The organism is Meiothermus sp. Pnk-1, assembly GCF_003226535.1.
GTDB lineage: Bacteria > Deinococcota > Deinococci > Deinococcales > Thermaceae > Allomeiothermus.
In genome coordinates this window covers 49,047-63,906 of the sequence record NZ_QKOB01000001.1, presented here as the reverse complement: position 1 = coordinate 63,906, position 14,860 = coordinate 49,047, and the positions used below count along the sequence as shown (strand labels likewise).

Sequence of the window (14,860 nt, the reverse complement as noted above, 5' to 3'; positions counted from 1 at the left end):
GTCGTACGCCTCGTAGGCGTACGACGTTTGTCCATGCGTTCCACAGCAGCCGGGTCCACGCTCCGGGCACCCCACCAACTTTTACCGCACAAGGCTCCATCGAGCTTTTCGCGCATGATGTTGCACAGGTAGCAAATAATATTGCTTATAGAGCAAATACATGCTAAACTGCCCCCACCGTTCGTACGGTAAGGAGGAAAGCATGCGCAAAAGTATCGTGGCAATGGTCTTGGTAGGGATGTTGGGAGCCTCCGCTACTCTAGCCCAGGGTTGCTTGGCCAACGCTAGGGCCAACGGCCTGAGCGTTGGCACCAGCCCCGACTACCCCCCTTTTGAGTCGCTGGACAAGGACAACAAGATCATCGGCTTCGACGTGGACTTGCTCAACGCCATCGGGGCGGAGTTGGGCCTCAAGGTCAACTTCATCGGGCAGAGCTTCGACGGGCTGATCCCAGCCTTGCTCTCCAAGAAGATCGATGTTATCGCTGCTGGGCTCACCATCACCGAGGAGCGCAAGAAGTCGGTGGATTTCTCCCGGCCCTATATCTCCGGACCCAACGTGATCATCACCCGCAAGGAGACCAGCGGGATCAGCAAGCTCGAGGACCTAGCCGGTAAAAAAGTAGCGGTACAGATCGGCAGCGCCCAGGAAAAGATCGCCAGCGGGGTCAAGGGGGCCGAGGTCAAGTCCTACAATCTCTATACCGACGCCGCGCTGGCGGTGAACACCCGCCAAGCCGACGCGCTCATCGTGCATCGCTTCGTAGGCCGGGCCTTCCTCAAGCAATACCCCGACCTCAAGATCGTGGCCGAACTCAACCAGGTAGATACCGGGCTAGCCTTGCGCAAAGACTGTAGCGATCTGCGCCAGGCCATCGATGCGGCCATCGAGAAGCTGGAGAGGGTCGGCAAGATGGATGAGCTGGCCGCCAAGTGGTTCAAGTAGGGGGCTCGCCCCTTCCCTCCGCTGAGCCTTTCGTATGGACTTCGGCCTGATCCGCGATAGCCTGCCGTTCTTGCTCCAGGGGGCCTGGGTAACCCTGCGCATCACCGCGCTCTCGCTAGTTTTCGGGGTTCTTCTGGGCACCCTGGTGGCGCTGGCCCGCATGTCCCCGATGCGCTGGCTTTCCGCGCTGACCCTGGGCTATATCGAGCTACTGCGCGGCACCCCGCTGCTGGTGCAGATCTTCCTGATCTTCTTCGGCATTCCCCAGCTTATCCAGCAGCAGATCAACGAGTTCGTGGCCGGGGTGATCGCCTTCAGCATCAACTCCAGCGCCTATGTAGCCGAGATCCTGCGGGCAGGAATCCAGAGCATCCCCAAGGGCCAGCGCGAGGCCGCGCTTTCCCTGGGTCTCAGCCCCACCCAGACCCTGCGCTACATCATCCTGCCCCAGGCCTTCACCCGGGTGATCCCTCCGCTGGTCAACGAGGGGATCGCCCTGCTCAAGAACTCCTCGTTGCTTTCGGCCATCGCGGTGATCGAGCTAACCCGGGCCGGGCAGCTCGTCTCGGCCCGTACCTTCAAGCCCTTCGAGATGTACCTGGCGGTCTCGCTGATCTACCTGATCATGACCCTGGCGCTAAGCTTCGTAGCGCGGCGGCTGGAGGCTCGTTGGCAGGTGCGCTGAGATGCCCCGGAGCAGCCCCTCACCTGTCCCCTTCCCTATTGGCCAACGGCTAAGGGCCACCCGCTTGAGCAAGGGCCTGACCCTGGAACAGGTCGCCGAGCGCAGCGGACTGGACAAGTCTTTTATCAGCCGCCTCGAGCGCGACGCCGCGACGGCGTCGGTGGCCTCGCTGCTCAAGGTCTGCGGGGCGCTGGGTATCCAGCCGGGCTCGCTCTTCGACCCTCCCCAAACCAACCTGGTGCGGGCTCAGGAGGCTCCCCGGGCCCACTTCGGCGGGCAGGGGGCACGGGATTTCATCCTCTCCCGGGGCTTGAACGGGGAGATCATGGTCTTGCGCACCGAGATCGAGCCCGGCGGCCACGGAGGTAAAGAGCCCTACAGCTTCCCTACTAACACCGATTTCATCACGGTGCTCGAGGGGAGCCTGGAGTTCACCGTGGGCGAGGCCCGTTACACCCTATGCCCCGGCGACAGCCTGACCTTCCCCGGACGAGAGCCCCACACCTGGCGCAACCTGGGCAAAAGCCGCGCGGTGGTGCTATGGGTGCTGAGCCCTGCCCCTTAGGAGAGGAAAGCATGAAATACCAACCCGCCGACTCCCTCGAGTCTCCCCGTTTCGCCGGGGTGCGCACCTTCATGCGGCTGCCCCACGTGCGCACCCTGGAGAATGTAGACTTTGTGGTGCTGGGCATCCCCTGGGATGACGCCACCACCCACCGCCCCGGAGCCCGCTTTGGCCCCGAGGGCATCCGCCGGGTCTCGATCATGCTCAGGCCCTGGAACCCCTACTGGGATATCAAGCTCTTCGACTACCTCTCCGGGGTGGACTACGGCGACGTGCCCGTGGTGCCGGGTTACATCGAGGACACCTACGCCCGCATCGAAGCCGAGTTCGAGCGAATCGCCCGGGCTGGGGTCACCCCCATCGCCATGGGCGGCGACCACTCCGTCACCCTGGGCGAGCTGCGCGGCCTGGCCAAGGTGTACGGTCCGCTGGCCTTGGTGCATATCGACGCTCACCTGGACACCCTGGACCAGTATTTCGGGCGCAAGTACAACCACGGCACCCCCTTCCGCCGCGCGGTGGAAGAGGGGCTGGTGGACCCCCACCGGTCCATCCAGGTGGGGATCCGGGGCTCCAACTACGGCCCCGAGGACTATCAGGGCACCCGCGATCTCGGCTACGAGCTCATCACCATGTACGAGCTCCAAGAGATCGGCCTCGAGGCCGCCCTGGAACGCATCCATCGCCGGGTGGGCTCACATCCGTGCTTTATCAGCATCGACATCGACTCGGTAGACCCAGCCTACGCCCCCGGGACCGGCACCCCCGAGGTAGACGGCTTCACCAGCCGCGAGATCGTCCAGCTGGTACGGGGGCTGCGCGGGTTGAATTTCCGAGCCGCCGATGTGGTGGAGGTGCTACCGGCGCTCGATCCCGGCGAGATTACCGCCTACTTGGGAGGCAATTTGATGTACGAGTTGCTCTCGCTGCTGGCCCTGCGCAAAAAGGAAGGCAGATGAGCGGGGCCATCATCCAGATCCAAGGGCTCAGCAAGTGGTTTGGCCGGCTGCACGTGCTGCGGGGAGTGAACCTCGAGGTAGCCGCAGGCGAAAAGGTGGTGATCGTGGGGCCTTCGGGCTCGGGCAAGTCCACCCTGATCCGCTGCATCAACCGCCTCGAGGACTTTCAGCAGGGTGAGGTGATCGTGGACGGGATCCCTCTCCGCTCGGCCAAAAACCTCGAGGCGGTGCGGCGCGAGGTAGGGATGGTCTTCCAGCAGTTCAACCTCTTTCCCCACATGACCGTGCTGCAAAATGCAGCGTTGGCCCCGCAGAAAGTCCGCCGGTGGCCCAAGGAGAAAGCTGAGCAGAAGGCCATGGAGCTGCTCGAGCGGGTGGGCATCGCCGACCAGGCCCACAAGTACCCGGCCCAGCTCTCGGGCGGGCAGCAGCAGCGGGTGGCCATCGCCCGGGCCCTGGCCATGGAGCCCAAGATCATGCTCTTCGACGAACCCACCAGCGCCCTCGACCCGGAGATGGTCGGTGAGGTGCTGGACGTGATGCGCGGCCTGGCCGAAAGCGGCATGACCATGGTGGTGGTGACCCACGAGATGGCCTTTGCCCGAGAAGTAGCCGACCGAGTAGTCGTGATGGACCAAGGACAGATCCTCGAGCAGGCTCCCCCCCAGGTGATCTTCCACAACCCCACCCATGAGCGCACCCGCACCTTTTTACAGCGCGTGCTACACCATTAAGCCATGCTCGAGACCACCCAGACCCGCATCTCCAAGGGGGTGATCGACCTCGGGGTGGGGCATCCCAGCCTGAGCCTCTTGCCGCTGGAGCTGCTGCGCCAAGCCGCCCAGCATCGCCTCTCTCAGGGAGATTCCACCTTCTTGCAATACGGGGCCGAGCCCGGAGACGGTCGCTTCCGCACCGAGCTGGCCCGATTCCTCACCCGGCACTACCGCTTCCCCGCCGAGCCGGAGGGGCTGTTTATCACCGCGGGGGCGTCCCAGGCACTGGATCTGATCTGCGCCGCCTTCACCCAACCCGGCCAGGTGATCTTTGTCGAGGAGCCCACCTATTTCCTCTCCCTAGGGATCTTCCGGGACCATCACCTCGAGGTGGTGGCCATCCCCACCGATGAACAGGGGCTGGATGTGGAGGCGCTCGAGGCCGCCCTTCAACGGCACCGGCCCACGCTGGTCTACACCATCCCCACTTTCCAGAATCCCACCGGAGTCAGCTTGGGCCAAGAGCGCCGCGCGCGGCTGGTGGAGCTGAGCCAGGAATACGGTTTTCTGATCGTGGCCGACGAGGTCTACCAGCTGCTCCACTACTATTGGGATCCTCCCCCTCCGCTGGGCAGCTTCGCCGCTGCGAACACCGTGCTTAGCCTGGGCTCATTCTCCAAAATCCTGGCCCCTGGGCTGCGCCTGGGCTGGATACAGGCAGCCCCACCGCTACTGCAAAGGCTCATCCAGAACGGCCTGGTAGCCAGCGGGGGTGGGCTGAACCCCTTCACCTCGGCCATCGTGCGCAGCGCCCTGGAGTTAGGCCTGCAAGACCAGCACCTGCAAAGGCTGCGCCACACCTACCGCGAGCGGTTAGGGGCAATGCTGGAGGCCCTAAACCGGGCTGGGCTGAGGCCCCGCTATGCCCCTGAGGGGGGGTATTTCGTCTGGCTCGAGCTAGACCCCTCTCTTGACGCCCAAGCCCTGCTGAAACAGGCCATACGGGCCGGGGTTCGCTACCAGCCAGGGGTCAGGTTCTCCAGCCAGGGCCACTTCGCTCACGCGCTCCGGCTCTGCTTTGCCTACTATGACCCTGCCGAGCTGACAGAAGGCATCCAGAGGCTGGCGGCGGTCCTAGGGGTCCGGTAAACGACGTGCGGCGTATAGCCTACCACCCTCCCCTGCTAGAGGAGGGGGCTCGCTGCGTTGATTCGGGTTAGAGCGTCGTGTACACTCGAAGACAGAATCCAAGAGCTTTGGGTTGCACCCGGCAATTGGATTCATTGGCGTAGCATCGCCAAAGAGAGGAGAGGTGAGTTTATAAAGGACGTACCCATCAACGAACGGATCCGGGTTCGCCAGGTGCGGCTCATCGACGAAGAGGGCAACCAGGTGGGGGTGGTGGACACCCGCGAGGCGCTGCGCATGGCGCAAGAGCGCGATTACGACCTGGTGCTGGTGAGCCCCAACGCGGTGCCGCCGGTGGCGCGGCTTCTTGACTATGGCAAATGGCGCTATGAGCAGCAACAAGCCGAGAAGGAAGCCCGCAAAAAGGCCAAGCGCACCGAAGTCAAGAGCATCAAGTTCCGCCCCAAGATTGACGAGCATGACTACCAGACCAAGCTGGGGCATGTCAGGCGCTTCTTGGAGGAAGGACACAAGGTCAAGATCACCATCATGTTCCGTGGTCGCGAGATGGCCCACCCCGAGCTGGGCTCGAGGATCCTCGAGCGGGCCGTGGCCGACTTGGGTCCCGCTGCCGTAGTGGAGCTCAAGCCCGAGATGGCCGGGCGCGACATGAACATGGTGATCGCCCCTGCCGGGAAGGCCCAGCCCGCCTCGTAAACTCTCCTACAACTCCACCCGGTCCCACCCGGGTTTTCGTCTGGCCAAATGCCTTTCTGCCCTTGTGGGGCTCCGCCAACGCGCGGTGGTTCTATAGCGCTGGCCATACAAAACTCCGGGGCAGTGGTGAATTTGGCCTTCTAATGCTATGCTGTCGGATGCTGCCGAGTTCTCGAAGATCGGGTTCGATCCCGGCACTCAGGGCGGCAAGGAGAACAGCATGCCGAAGATGAAGACCCATAAGGGCGCCAAAGACCGTGTCAAAGTGACGGCCGGTGGCAAAGTCATCGCTAAGCGAGCCGGCAAGCGCCACCTCAACTGGCACAAGTCGGGCAGCGCAATCCGCAGCAAGGGCCGCAGCTTCACCTTCTCCGAGAGCGAAGCCGAGCGCGTGAAGGTGCTTCTTCCCTACGAGTAAGAAAAGGTGAACCATGCCACGCGCCAAGACCGGAGTCGTTCGCCGTCGTAAGCACAAGAAGATCCTGAAGCTCGCCAAGGGCTTCTGGGGGCTGCGTTCAAAGAGCGTTCGCAAGGCCCGTGAAACCCTGTTTAGCGGGGCCATGCGCTCCTTCAACGACCGCCGCGAGAGGAAAAGCGATTACCGCAAGTTGTGGATCGTGCGCATCAACGCCGCCGTCCGCCAGCACGGAATGAGCTACTCGGTGTTCATGGGTGGGCTCAAGCGGGCGGGAATCGAAATAGACCGCAAGCTCCTGGCGGATTTGGCCGTGCGCGAGCCAGAAGCCTTCGCTCAGCTCGTCGCCAAAGCCAAAGGCGCCTAGAGCCAGGCCCGATTTGTATAGGGGGGATTCGTGAATCCCCCCGCCTTCCTTTAGGATGGGGCCGTGATCGCCTTCTTAGCGATTGTGGCATACCTGATCGGCTCCTTGCCCTTGGGGTACTGGCTGGTGTACCGCCTCAGCGGAAAGGACCCCCGGCAGGCCTCAGCCTATAATTTGGGTCTCGAGAACGCCCTCCGCCTCCTCGGGGCTTGGCCGCTTTTTCTGGCCTTTGCGGCAGATTTGCTCAAGGGCTTCTTGGCGGTCTACCCGGCCCGCTTTACCGCCACGGGGTTCGAGGCTGGACTGCTCCTAGCCTTTGTAGCCTACCTGGGCCACCTCTACCCGCTCCCCCGCTGGACTCCAAATGCGCCGCTGCGGGGGCGCGGGGCGGGCATCCTGCTGGGTATCGTGGCCGCCCTTTCCAACGTGGGGATGCCCTATCTGCTGGCCCTGATTCCCCTGGCCGTGGCGCTCCTCTTGTACGCTGCTTTGGGTTATGCTTCCCTGGCGGCGCTTTCGCTACCGCTAACCACCGCCTTGATCGCCTTGGGGCAGCCAATCGCCCTGTGGGGCAAGCTGGCAGGTTTGGGGCTAGCCCTTTTGGCCCTGTGGCGCTACAAGGAGAACATCGGGCGCATGCTCGAGGGCACCGAACCCAAGCTGGGCGAACCGCTCCCCCTGCCCTCAGAGAAACAGGCGGTGTGCGCCTTCATGATCCACCCGCTCACGCTGGAGGACCTCTTCCAGACCCCGCGCTTCCGCTGGTTCAAGCCCCTGGTGGACCGGGGCTGGGTCTCGCAGGGGCTGCTCGAGCGCTTCACCGCCCTGATCCGGCCCATGAAGAACGGCGAGTTGCGCGGCATCAAGACCGCCGACGGGCGCGAGATCCGCTGCTACTTGATCTCAGCGCCGCTGCTGCCACACCAGATCACCTCCAACCCCGAGCTCGCCACTCAGAAAGCCATCCAGGCCGCACGATTGGCCAAGGAGCTCGGCTGCACGGTGCTGGGGCTGGGGGCTTTCTGGAGCGTGGTGGGCGAGAAGGGCAAGCGGGTGCAGGAGGCCGTGCCCGAAATCGAGGTCACCAACGGCGGAGCCTATACCGCCGGCACCGTCAAGGCCGCCATTCCCGGCATCATCGCCCACTTTTCCCATACGGGCCACGACCTGCGCCAGACCACCGCCGCGGTGGTGGGCGCCAACGGCGTGGTGGCCTTCGGCATCGCCCGCCAAATCGCCCCCCTGGTGGGCAAGCTCATCCTGGTGGGGCGCAACCTGGAGCGCCTGGAGAAGAGCGCCGAGAGCCTGCGGAAGAACCTCGAGCGCAAGGGCCAGGTGCCCGAGATGGTGGTCACCACCGACATCCGCGCCATCAAGGAAGCCGACCTGATCTTCAGCGCCACCTCCGACCCCCAGGCCGTGATCTTCCCCGAGCACGTCAAGCCCGGCGCCTGGATCTACGACGAGGGCGTGCCCCCCGACGTCCACGAGAGCGTGAAGAAGCTCCCCGGCGTGCGGGTCATCCCCGGCGGGGTGGTGCGCCCCCCTGGAACCATGAGCGGCAACCTCGACCTCCACTTCGGCGAGGGCGCGGTGCCGGCCTGCTTGGCCGAGACCATGATCCTGGCCGCCGAGGGGGCCTACGAGCGCAAAAGCCTGGGCGGGGAAACCAAGAGCGAGAACATCCAGTTCTTCGTCGAGCGGGCCGAGGCGCTGGGGTTCAGGGTGGTGGACTAAGCTACTCGTGGCCCAGCAGGCCCCGCCTCCGGGCGGCCACATCGGCGCTTTGGAAGAAGAACACCCCCAGGCTGTAGACGGCCACCGTTCCCAGCGTCAGGAGCGCCCACCTAAACGGCTCGACCGGAACCCCTGTAAGAATCTCCCGGATGAGGCTTGCCCCGAGGGTCAATGGGAACCACTCCAACTGGGGCACTTCTACGATCACCGCGGGGAATACCAGGAGCTGAACCAGGACGAAAATCTGGTTTACCTCCTTGAACAAGAGGATCAGGGCGGCGAGCATCAGACCTAGGCCCAAAGCTGTCAGCAAAAATAGCAAAAAGGCGGGTAGCAAGAGCCAGCTAAGGACGTAGGTGGACTTGAAGATAAAGGCCAGGGCCACCAACAGTACCCCCATCTGAAGCAGGGACAGCCACGACCTGGCCAGCACCTGAACGACGAAAAAAGCCGTGAGGCCCTGCCCGGAGAGCACCATGTTCTCCAGCGTTCCCGATTTAGCCTCCCGGCTTACCTGCTGGGCCGGGCCGCTGATGATGGCGGCAGCCAAAATCCCCAGCAAATAGCCGATGATAAGCTTGGTGGTTTGGTATCCGCTGGCGTCCACCGCGCCGGCCAGCCGGGCAAAGCCGAACAGCAGGTAGAAGATCAGGCCCAGCAACACCAGCCCTAAGAGAAACTGTAGGGGGTAGCGGATGAGCTCGAGCCAGGCCCGCATGAGCTCTGCCTGCAGGAGTCGAAGGAGTCTAGGCATGGCTTGGCTCCTTGGCTACGGTCAGGGCCTTGAAAATTTCGCCCAGTTCCACCTCGACTTTTTGCATGTCTTTGATGACCCTGGGGCGCAGATGGTCCATGACCTCGTAGATTTGCTCCGGACGCTCCAAGGTCAGCTCGAGGACCGTACCCGTGGCGTCCAGGGTATGCGAGAAAGGTAGCACGCCCTTGCCGATAGGCTCGGCGAGGGTAATCCGGTAGCCCTGCCGCGCGAACATCTGCATCAGCGCAGCTTTGGGCTGATCCACCACGATGCGACCCCCCGATAGGATGGCCACCCGGGAACTGAGCCTTTCGGCCACCTCCATCTGGTGCGTGGTGAGCAGGATGCCCTTACCGCTTTTGGCCATCTCTAGTATCTGTTCTTCCAAAGTCTCTGCGGCGTCGATGTCCAATCCCAGCGTGGGCTCATCCAGCAGCACGAAGGAAGGATCGTGGGCGATGGCCAGGGCGAAGGCCATTTTGGAGACCATCCCTTTGGATAGGGTTTGGGACGGAGCATTGCGCTTTTCCCACAAGCCCAGCAGCTCGAGCAAATACTTGGCCCGCTCGGCGGCTCTACGGCGCGGCATTCCCCGGACAATGCAGGTGTACAGCAGGTTCTCAAAGGGCGAAAGCCTAGGGTAAAGGCCGCGGTTGGTGTCGATCAGGGCCCCGAGCTGAGCCATGTACTCGGCGCTGCCCGGTGTATGCCCGTTGATGCGCACACTGCCCGCGTCGGAGAGCACCAGCCCGCAGATGATGCGGATGGTGGTGGTTTTGCCGCTGCCGTTGCGGCCCAGCAGGGCCAGGATCTCCCCCGGGTGAATCTCGAGCGAGACATCCTCGAGCACCCTCAAGCGGGTGGCCCTGGAGACGTAGGTCTTTTGTATGGCGCTGACTTGTATCATCTATGCCTCAGCCAAGATTTTTTGCTCGCGCCCCCAGTACACAGCCAGACAACCCACCCTGGCAAGGGAGGGCCAGGGTGGGGATGATCACACCTCGCACGTCACACTAACACCCGCCTAGAACGCAAAAGATGTGGTCAAGCAAAGCGATGATGTACTCCTTCATCCACCCCTCCAAAAGTATGCTAGCATGCGTTGCTGACGAAGCAGATCACCTCTGCGATCAGGCGGATAATAAACTCCCGCACCGGAGGCGCCTCACAGCGAAGATAGCATTGTTCAGAAAAAAACAATATTTTGAAAATGTCTGAACTAAGCCTATAGTTTAAGAGCCTAGAATGAAGCGAGTAAAGGTATGATCCTGTTGCTCAGCCCCACCCGGTTTGAAGCCGCTTTTCTCCAAGGCCGCAAGCTTGATTTCCACGGCAGGGCCGGGCTGCGCGGGGAGGGGTGGGTGTGGCTCGAGGGCGGTATCGGCAAGGTCAACACCGCCATGACCCTGGCGGCTTTCGCCCAGCGGCACAGGGTCGAGCGGGCGCTGCTCTTCGGCATCGCCGGGGCCTACGCCGAGTCGGGGCTGCAAATCGGGGACGCGGTGCTGGCCGAGCGGGAGATCCAGGCCGACCTGGGCATCAAAGACGGGGGGATGAAAGGGATGGGCTTCCCCACGCTGGTGGTGGGCCCCCTGCGCTTCCACAACCGCTTTCCGCTGGACCAAGCCTTCACGGGGGAGCTCCGGGCCACGCTAGACCTTCCGCTGCGGAGCTTCCTGACCCGCGACCTGGTCTCGGAGAACCCCACCGAGGCCAGGGAGCTCTCGCGCCAGTGGGAGGCCGACGTGGAGAACATGGAGGGCGCGGCCTTCGCCCAGGCCTGCTTGTGGCTGGGGATCGCCGGCGCAGAGCTCAGGGCGGTGTCGAACATAGCCGGGGTACGCGACAAGGCGCAGTGGCGCGTCCGGCAGGCGGTGGAGGCGCTCGAGGCCGCTCTCGGCAGGCTTCTTCAGTAACATCGGGACATGATCGACATCACCCGCCGCCTCTACCCTGGGCACCCGGTCTGGCCCGGCGATACCCCCTATAGCCTCGAGCTGACCTGGAAGATGAGCGAGGGAGCCTCGGTCAACGTGGGCAAGCTCACCGCCACCACCCACCTGGGCACCCACCTCGACGCGCCCTGGCACTACGACCCGCAAGGGGGCAAGCTCGAGAGCGTTCCCCTCTCGGTACTCATCGGGCCCTGCCAGGTGGTGGACGCCCGGGGCCAGCAGGCCCTCGACACGCCCTTCCTGCACTCGCTCGAGCTGCGCGCCGAGCGCGTGCTGTTCTACACCGGCCAGCCCGACGAGTGGCGCGACTTCCCCCGCGAGTTCACCCACGTCCTGCCCGCCGCCGTGGACTACCTGGCCCAGCGGGGCGTCAGGCTCTTCGGCACCGATGCCCCCAGCGTGGACCCCCTCACCTCTAAAGATCTGCCCGGCCACAAGGCTTTTGCCCGAAACGGCATCTACATCGTCGAAGGGCTCGCGCTGGAGGCGGTGAAGCCCAGCGAGTACGAGCTGATCGCGCTGCCGCTGCGGCTCGAGGGAGCCGATGCTTCCCCGGTGCGGGCTATTCTCCGCTAGCTCCGCCTCGAGCCGCACAGCGCCCGTCGTACGCTAAACGCAAGGGTGGGGAAGAGAGACGCTAGTGGTCGTGCCCGCCAGGGCCGTGGACGTGCCCGTGATCGATCTCTTCCTGGCTGGCGGGACGCACCCCGATCACCTCTACCTTGAAATTGAGGGTCTCCCCAGCCAGGGGGTGGTTGGAGTCCACTGTGACCTCGTCCCCGTTCACCTCGAGCACCGTGATCGGCAGGGGCCGCCCATCCTGGCCTTCGGCGTAAAACTGCATCCCCGGCTGGACCTCGGAATCCTGAGGGAAGGCCTGAAGTGGGACTACCATGACCCCTTCCTCGTCACGTTCGCCGTAGGCTTTCTCGGGAGGGATCACCACGTCCATCGAATCCCCGGTTTGCTTACCCTCGAGCGCCTCCTCCAGCCCCTGGATGATGTTGCCATGCCCATGGAGGTAATCCAGGTCTCCCTGGTCCAGCACCTGGCCGTCCACAGTCAGGGTGTAACGAATCGAGACCACCGCGTCTTGGGTTATTTTCATCCAAAGTCCTTTCTCGGCTAGGTCGCCGAATGCTTCAGTATACGCTCCGCCCCCTGATCCGTGGTAAACAAAAGCACATCAAGCCCTTGGCTCACGCTTGCGCCACGCCCAGCCCCTATTCTGGAAGTATGTTCGTTGAAAACGCTATCGGCAAAACCCCCATGGTGCGGCTTCACCGGGTGGTAGGGCCGGATATGGCCGAAGTCTGGGTCAAGCTCGAGGGCACCAACCCTGGCGGGTCGATCAAAGACCGGGCGGCCTGGTACATGATCAAAGACGCCGAAGCTCGAGGGATCCTCACCCCGGGGTCAGGCCAGGTGATCGTCGAACCCACCAGCGGCAACACCGGCATCGGCCTAGCCATGGTCGCGGCCAGCCGAGGCTACCGGCTTATCCTGTGCATGCCTGCCCAGATGTCGGAGGAACGCAAGCGCACCCTCCGGGCTTACGGGGCTGAGCTGGTGCTCACCGACCCGGCGCGGCGCATGTTGGCCGCGCGCGAGAAGGCCCAGGAGATTGTCCAGGAGAGCGGAGGCTTCATGCCCGATCAGTTCGCCAACCCGGCCAACATCCAAGCCCACTACGAGACCACCGGTCCCGAGATCTACCAAGCCTTGGAAGGAAGGATAGATGCGTTCGTCTACGGCTCAGGCACCGGAGGAACCATCATGGGGGTAGGCCGCTACCTGCGCGAGCGCATCCCGGGCGTGCAGGTCATCGCCTGCGAGCCCGCCCGTTCGAATGTACTTTCGGGGGGTCAGATGGGCCAGCACCAGTTCCAGGGCATGGGGCCAGGCTTCATCCCGCCAAACTTGGATGTGAAGATGCTCGACCGGGTAATTCAGGTCTGGGAGGAAGACGCCTTTCCCTTGGCCCGCCGCCTCGCCCGCGAGGAAGGGCTTTTTTTGGGCATGAGCAGCGGGGGCATCCTCTGGGCGGCCTTGCAGGTAGCGCGCGAACTGGGCCCGGGGAAACGGGTGGCCTGCATCAGTCCCGACTCGGGAGCCAAGTACCTCTCCACCACCTTGTATGCGGAATAGGGCCCTAACCGGGCCGACCCACACGCCTCGAGATCCAACCGCCCTCCTCCCTACGTACGGTAGGGTGGAGCCAAGAGATGGTTCCTGAAAGTTCAGGAGGATCTCCATGAAACGTTGGATCAGCGTTATAGCGGCGGTGGCCATTCTGGGTATCGGCTGGGTTGTGGCACAAAACGTGATGAAAGCTCCTCCGATGGCCCCTTACGTCAACGTGAGCGAGGCGCTCAAGGGGGCGCTGCCCAACTTTATCCCCGGGCTGGGCACCCTCTACGTGGACGCCAAGAACCTGCCCGAAGGACCCTTCCTGGCCTACGACAAATCAGGGCGGCTGGTGAAGGTAGTATTCATGGTGCCCCTGGAGAACCTGGGCAAGAAGAGCTACGTCAACATCGGCACCGATGCGCTCAAAGGGCTGGGCGTGACCGCTAAGGTAGACCACGTCAACATCATCCCCTCCGGCGCTCACCCCGGCGTAGATAAGCCCCACGTGCACATTGAGCTGGTGCTGGTGAGCCTCGACGAGGAGAAAAAGGTTTTAGAGGGCGACCCGTACTAAGCTTTGGCGAGCGGAAGCCCTCCCTGGCGCAGGGAGGGCTTTTATTACGTTTTTTCTCCGCCGAGGGCGTGATACGATATGTTGCGTGGCGGTGCTGACCAACGATCAAAAGCTGATCCTGGATATGGTGCGTCAGGTCTCCCGCGAGGTGCTGTGGGAAAAAGCCCCCCAGTACGACAAGTCGGGGGAGTATCCCTGGCCACAACTTAGGGTGCTGGCCGAGCTCGGCCTCTTGGGCATGACCACACCTGAGGAGTGGGGCGGAGCTGGGCTCGACTCGGTGACCTGGGTGCTGGCCATGGAGGAAATCGCCGCCGCCGACCCCAGCGTGGCGGTCATCCTATCGGTGACGAGCGGGCTACCCCAGTACATGCTCCAGCGCTTTGGCCGCCCCGAGCAAAAGAAAAAATACCTGGTACCGCTGGCGAAGGGCGAATGGATCGGGGCCTTCTGCCTCACCGAGCCCCACGCCGGTTCCGACCCGGCCTCGCTAAAGACGCGCGCCAAGAGGGTGCCGGGCGGCTGGCAACTCGATGGGGTAAAAAGCTGGATTACTTCGGGTGGGCAGGCCCACCTCTACGTGGTGATGGCTCGAGGCGAGGCCGGGATCTGTAGCTTTTTGGTGGAGAAAGACACCCCAGGGCTCAGCTTTGGCCGCCCTGAGGAAAAGATGGGCCTCCACGCCGCCCATACCGCCGAGATGCGATTGGATGGGGTGTTTATCCCCGAAGAGAACCTGTTGGGCACAGAGGGAGAGGGATTGGCGCAAGCGCTGGCAGGGCTCGACTCAGGACGCTTGGGCATCGCCGCCCAAGCCGTCGGGATGGCTAGAGCCGCTTTCGAACTGGCCAAGCAGTATGCCGCCGAGCGCACCCAGTTCGGACGGCGCATCCGCGAGTTTCAAGGGGTGAGCTTCAAGCTAGCTGAAATGCACGCCAAAATCGCCGCAGCGCGGGCTCTTACCCTCGAGGCCGCCGCCAAAAAAGACCGGGGCGAACGGTTTACGCTCGAGGCCAGCACCGCCAAGCTTTTCGCTTCCGAAACCGCCGTGGACGTGACCCGGCAAGCCGTGCAGATACTGGGCGGTTACGGCTACCACCGCGACTACCGGGTCGAACGCTATTACCGGGACGCCAAGGTCACCGAGATCTACGAGGGGACCAACGAGATCCAGAAGATGGTGATCGCGCGGGAATTGTACCGGTAAAA

18 protein-coding genes are annotated in these 14,860 nt (G+C 63.3%); 15 read left to right on the top strand and 3 right to left on the bottom strand.

Annotated features, from left to right (window positions below; all coding sequences use genetic code 11):
• The first annotated feature begins 202 nt into the window (after positions 1-202).
• The 10 genes from DNA98_RS00355 to DNA98_RS00310 all read left to right on the top strand — a co-directional run bounded on the left by DNA98_RS00355 (position 203) and on the right by DNA98_RS00310 (position 8,235).
• Positions 203-946 (top strand): basic amino acid ABC transporter substrate-binding protein, encoded by a 744-nt coding sequence (locus DNA98_RS00355; protein ID WP_110524460.1) that lies wholly within the window; start codon positions 203-205, stop codon positions 944-946.
• 34 nt (positions 947-980) lie between these two features.
• Entirely contained in the window at positions 981-1,631 is a 651-nt protein-coding gene (locus tag DNA98_RS00350; protein ID WP_110524458.1) for an amino acid ABC transporter permease, read from the top strand.
• A gap of 1 nt (position 1,632) precedes the next feature.
• Positions 1,633-2,196: a helix-turn-helix domain-containing protein gene (locus DNA98_RS00345; RefSeq protein ID WP_110524456.1), complete on the top strand. Its 564-nt coding sequence runs from the start codon at positions 1,633-1,635 to the stop codon at positions 2,194-2,196.
• Between the two features lie 11 nt (positions 2,197-2,207).
• Entirely contained in the window at positions 2,208-3,155 is a 948-nt protein-coding gene (speB, locus tag DNA98_RS00340) for an agmatinase (protein ID WP_110524454.1), read from the top strand.
• Complete coding sequence (locus DNA98_RS00335; protein ID WP_110524452.1) at positions 3,152-3,889, top strand: amino acid ABC transporter ATP-binding protein; 738 nt, start codon at positions 3,152-3,154, stop codon at positions 3,887-3,889. The genes speB and DNA98_RS00335 overlap by 4 nt, the downstream gene beginning before the upstream one ends.
• A 3-nt stretch (positions 3,890-3,892) precedes the next feature.
• Positions 3,893-5,020 (top strand): PLP-dependent aminotransferase family protein, encoded by a 1,128-nt coding sequence (locus DNA98_RS00330; protein ID WP_110524450.1) that lies wholly within the window; start codon positions 3,893-3,895, stop codon positions 5,018-5,020.
• A gap of 171 nt (positions 5,021-5,191) precedes the next feature.
• Complete coding sequence (gene infC / locus DNA98_RS00325) at positions 5,192-5,716, top strand: translation initiation factor IF-3 (RefSeq protein ID WP_110525358.1); 525 nt, start codon at positions 5,192-5,194, stop codon at positions 5,714-5,716.
• Between the two features lie 220 nt (positions 5,717-5,936).
• Positions 5,937-6,134, top strand: a complete 198-nt coding sequence (gene rpmI, locus DNA98_RS00320; RefSeq protein WP_110525356.1) for a 50S ribosomal protein L35 — start codon at positions 5,937-5,939, stop codon at positions 6,132-6,134.
• Between the two features lie 13 nt (positions 6,135-6,147).
• On the top strand, positions 6,148-6,498 hold the full coding sequence (gene rplT, locus DNA98_RS00315; RefSeq protein WP_110524448.1) for a 50S ribosomal protein L20: 351 nt from the start codon (positions 6,148-6,150) through the stop codon (positions 6,496-6,498).
• 63 nt (positions 6,499-6,561) lie between these two features.
• Positions 6,562-8,235 carry a glycerol-3-phosphate acyltransferase gene (locus DNA98_RS00310; protein ID WP_110524446.1) on the top strand — a complete coding sequence of 558 codons (1,674 nt, stop codon included), beginning with the start codon at positions 6,562-6,564 and terminating at the stop codon, positions 8,233-8,235.
• Position 8,236: 1 nt separating this feature from the next.
• Here the strand turns inward: DNA98_RS00310 and DNA98_RS00305 are convergent, their stop codons facing one another.
• A complete protein-coding gene (locus tag DNA98_RS00305; RefSeq protein WP_233492977.1) occupies positions 8,237-8,989 on the bottom strand; it encodes an ABC transporter permease in 753 nt (250 codons plus the stop codon).
• Complete coding sequence (locus tag DNA98_RS00300; RefSeq protein WP_110524442.1) at positions 8,982-9,899, bottom strand: ABC transporter ATP-binding protein; 918 nt, start codon at positions 9,897-9,899, stop codon at positions 8,982-8,984. The genes DNA98_RS00305 and DNA98_RS00300 overlap by 8 nt, the downstream gene beginning before the upstream one ends.
• A gap of 355 nt (positions 9,900-10,254) precedes the next feature.
• On the opposite strand from DNA98_RS00300, the gene mqnB reads away from it, so the two are divergent.
• Both mqnB and DNA98_RS00290 read left to right on the top strand, forming a co-directional pair.
• Positions 10,255-10,908, top strand: coding sequence for a futalosine hydrolase (gene mqnB / locus DNA98_RS00295; protein WP_110524440.1), 654 nt, complete (start codon positions 10,255-10,257; stop codon positions 10,906-10,908).
• Positions 10,909-10,917: 9 nt separating this feature from the next.
• Positions 10,918-11,523, top strand: a complete 606-nt coding sequence (locus tag DNA98_RS00290; RefSeq protein WP_110524438.1) for a cyclase family protein — start codon at positions 10,918-10,920, stop codon at positions 11,521-11,523.
• Between the two features lie 61 nt (positions 11,524-11,584).
• On the opposite strand, the gene DNA98_RS00285 is transcribed toward DNA98_RS00290, so the two are convergent.
• Positions 11,585-12,055, bottom strand: a complete 471-nt coding sequence (locus DNA98_RS00285) for a peptidylprolyl isomerase (RefSeq protein ID WP_110524436.1) — start codon at positions 12,053-12,055, stop codon at positions 11,585-11,587.
• 128 nt (positions 12,056-12,183) lie between these two features.
• Here DNA98_RS00285 and cysK point away from each other — a divergent pair, with 128 nt between their 5' ends.
• The 3 genes from cysK (at position 12,184) to DNA98_RS00270 (ending at position 14,858) form a co-directional block, all read left to right on the top strand.
• Positions 12,184-13,095 carry a cysteine synthase A gene (cysK, locus tag DNA98_RS00280; RefSeq protein WP_110524434.1) on the top strand — a complete coding sequence of 304 codons (912 nt, stop codon included), beginning with the start codon at positions 12,184-12,186 and terminating at the stop codon, positions 13,093-13,095.
• A 106-nt stretch (positions 13,096-13,201) separates the two neighbouring features.
• Positions 13,202-13,651: a hypothetical protein gene (locus DNA98_RS00275; protein ID WP_110524432.1), complete on the top strand. Its 450-nt coding sequence runs from the start codon at positions 13,202-13,204 to the stop codon at positions 13,649-13,651.
• Positions 13,652-13,736: 85 nt separating this feature from the next.
• Positions 13,737-14,858 carry an acyl-CoA dehydrogenase family protein gene (locus DNA98_RS00270; RefSeq protein WP_110524430.1) on the top strand — a complete coding sequence of 374 codons (1,122 nt, stop codon included), beginning with the start codon at positions 13,737-13,739 and terminating at the stop codon, positions 14,856-14,858.
• Positions 14,859-14,860 lie beyond the last annotated feature (2 nt).

What these genes read in the sequence shown, in the direction of transcription:
- rpmI (WP_110525356.1), top strand. Translation starts at nt 5,937, where the DNA reads ATGCCGAAGATGAAGACCCATAAGGGCGCCAAAGACCGTGTCAAAGTG.
- DNA98_RS00275 (WP_110524432.1), top strand. Translation starts at nt 13,202, where the DNA reads ATGAAACGTTGGATCAGCGTTATAGCGGCGGTGGCCATTCTGGGTATC.
- DNA98_RS00330 (WP_110524450.1), top strand. Translation starts at nt 3,893, where the DNA reads ATGCTCGAGACCACCCAGACCCGCATCTCCAAGGGGGTGATCGACCTC.
- DNA98_RS00285 (WP_110524436.1), bottom strand. Translation starts at nt 12,055, where the DNA reads ATGAAAATAACCCAAGACGCGGTGGTCTCGATTCGTTACACCCTGACT.
- DNA98_RS00300 (WP_110524442.1), bottom strand. Translation starts at nt 9,899, where the DNA reads ATGATACAAGTCAGCGCCATACAAAAGACCTACGTCTCCAGGGCCACC.
- DNA98_RS00355 (WP_110524460.1), top strand. Translation starts at nt 203, where the DNA reads ATGCGCAAAAGTATCGTGGCAATGGTCTTGGTAGGGATGTTGGGAGCC.
- DNA98_RS00305 (WP_233492977.1), bottom strand. Translation starts at nt 8,989, where the DNA reads ATGCCTAGACTCCTTCGACTCCTGCAGGCAGAGCTCATGCGGGCCTGG.
- DNA98_RS00290 (WP_110524438.1), top strand. Translation starts at nt 10,918, where the DNA reads ATGATCGACATCACCCGCCGCCTCTACCCTGGGCACCCGGTCTGGCCC.
- cysK (WP_110524434.1), top strand. Translation starts at nt 12,184, where the DNA reads ATGTTCGTTGAAAACGCTATCGGCAAAACCCCCATGGTGCGGCTTCAC.
- speB (WP_110524454.1), top strand. Translation starts at nt 2,208, where the DNA reads ATGAAATACCAACCCGCCGACTCCCTCGAGTCTCCCCGTTTCGCCGGG.
- DNA98_RS00335 (WP_110524452.1), top strand. Translation starts at nt 3,152, where the DNA reads ATGAGCGGGGCCATCATCCAGATCCAAGGGCTCAGCAAGTGGTTTGGC.
- DNA98_RS00350 (WP_110524458.1), top strand. Translation starts at nt 981, where the DNA reads ATGGACTTCGGCCTGATCCGCGATAGCCTGCCGTTCTTGCTCCAGGGG.
- rplT (WP_110524448.1), top strand. Translation starts at nt 6,148, where the DNA reads ATGCCACGCGCCAAGACCGGAGTCGTTCGCCGTCGTAAGCACAAGAAG.
- mqnB (WP_110524440.1), top strand. Translation starts at nt 10,255, where the DNA reads ATGATCCTGTTGCTCAGCCCCACCCGGTTTGAAGCCGCTTTTCTCCAA.
- DNA98_RS00345 (WP_110524456.1), top strand. Translation starts at nt 1,633, where the DNA reads ATGCCCCGGAGCAGCCCCTCACCTGTCCCCTTCCCTATTGGCCAACGG.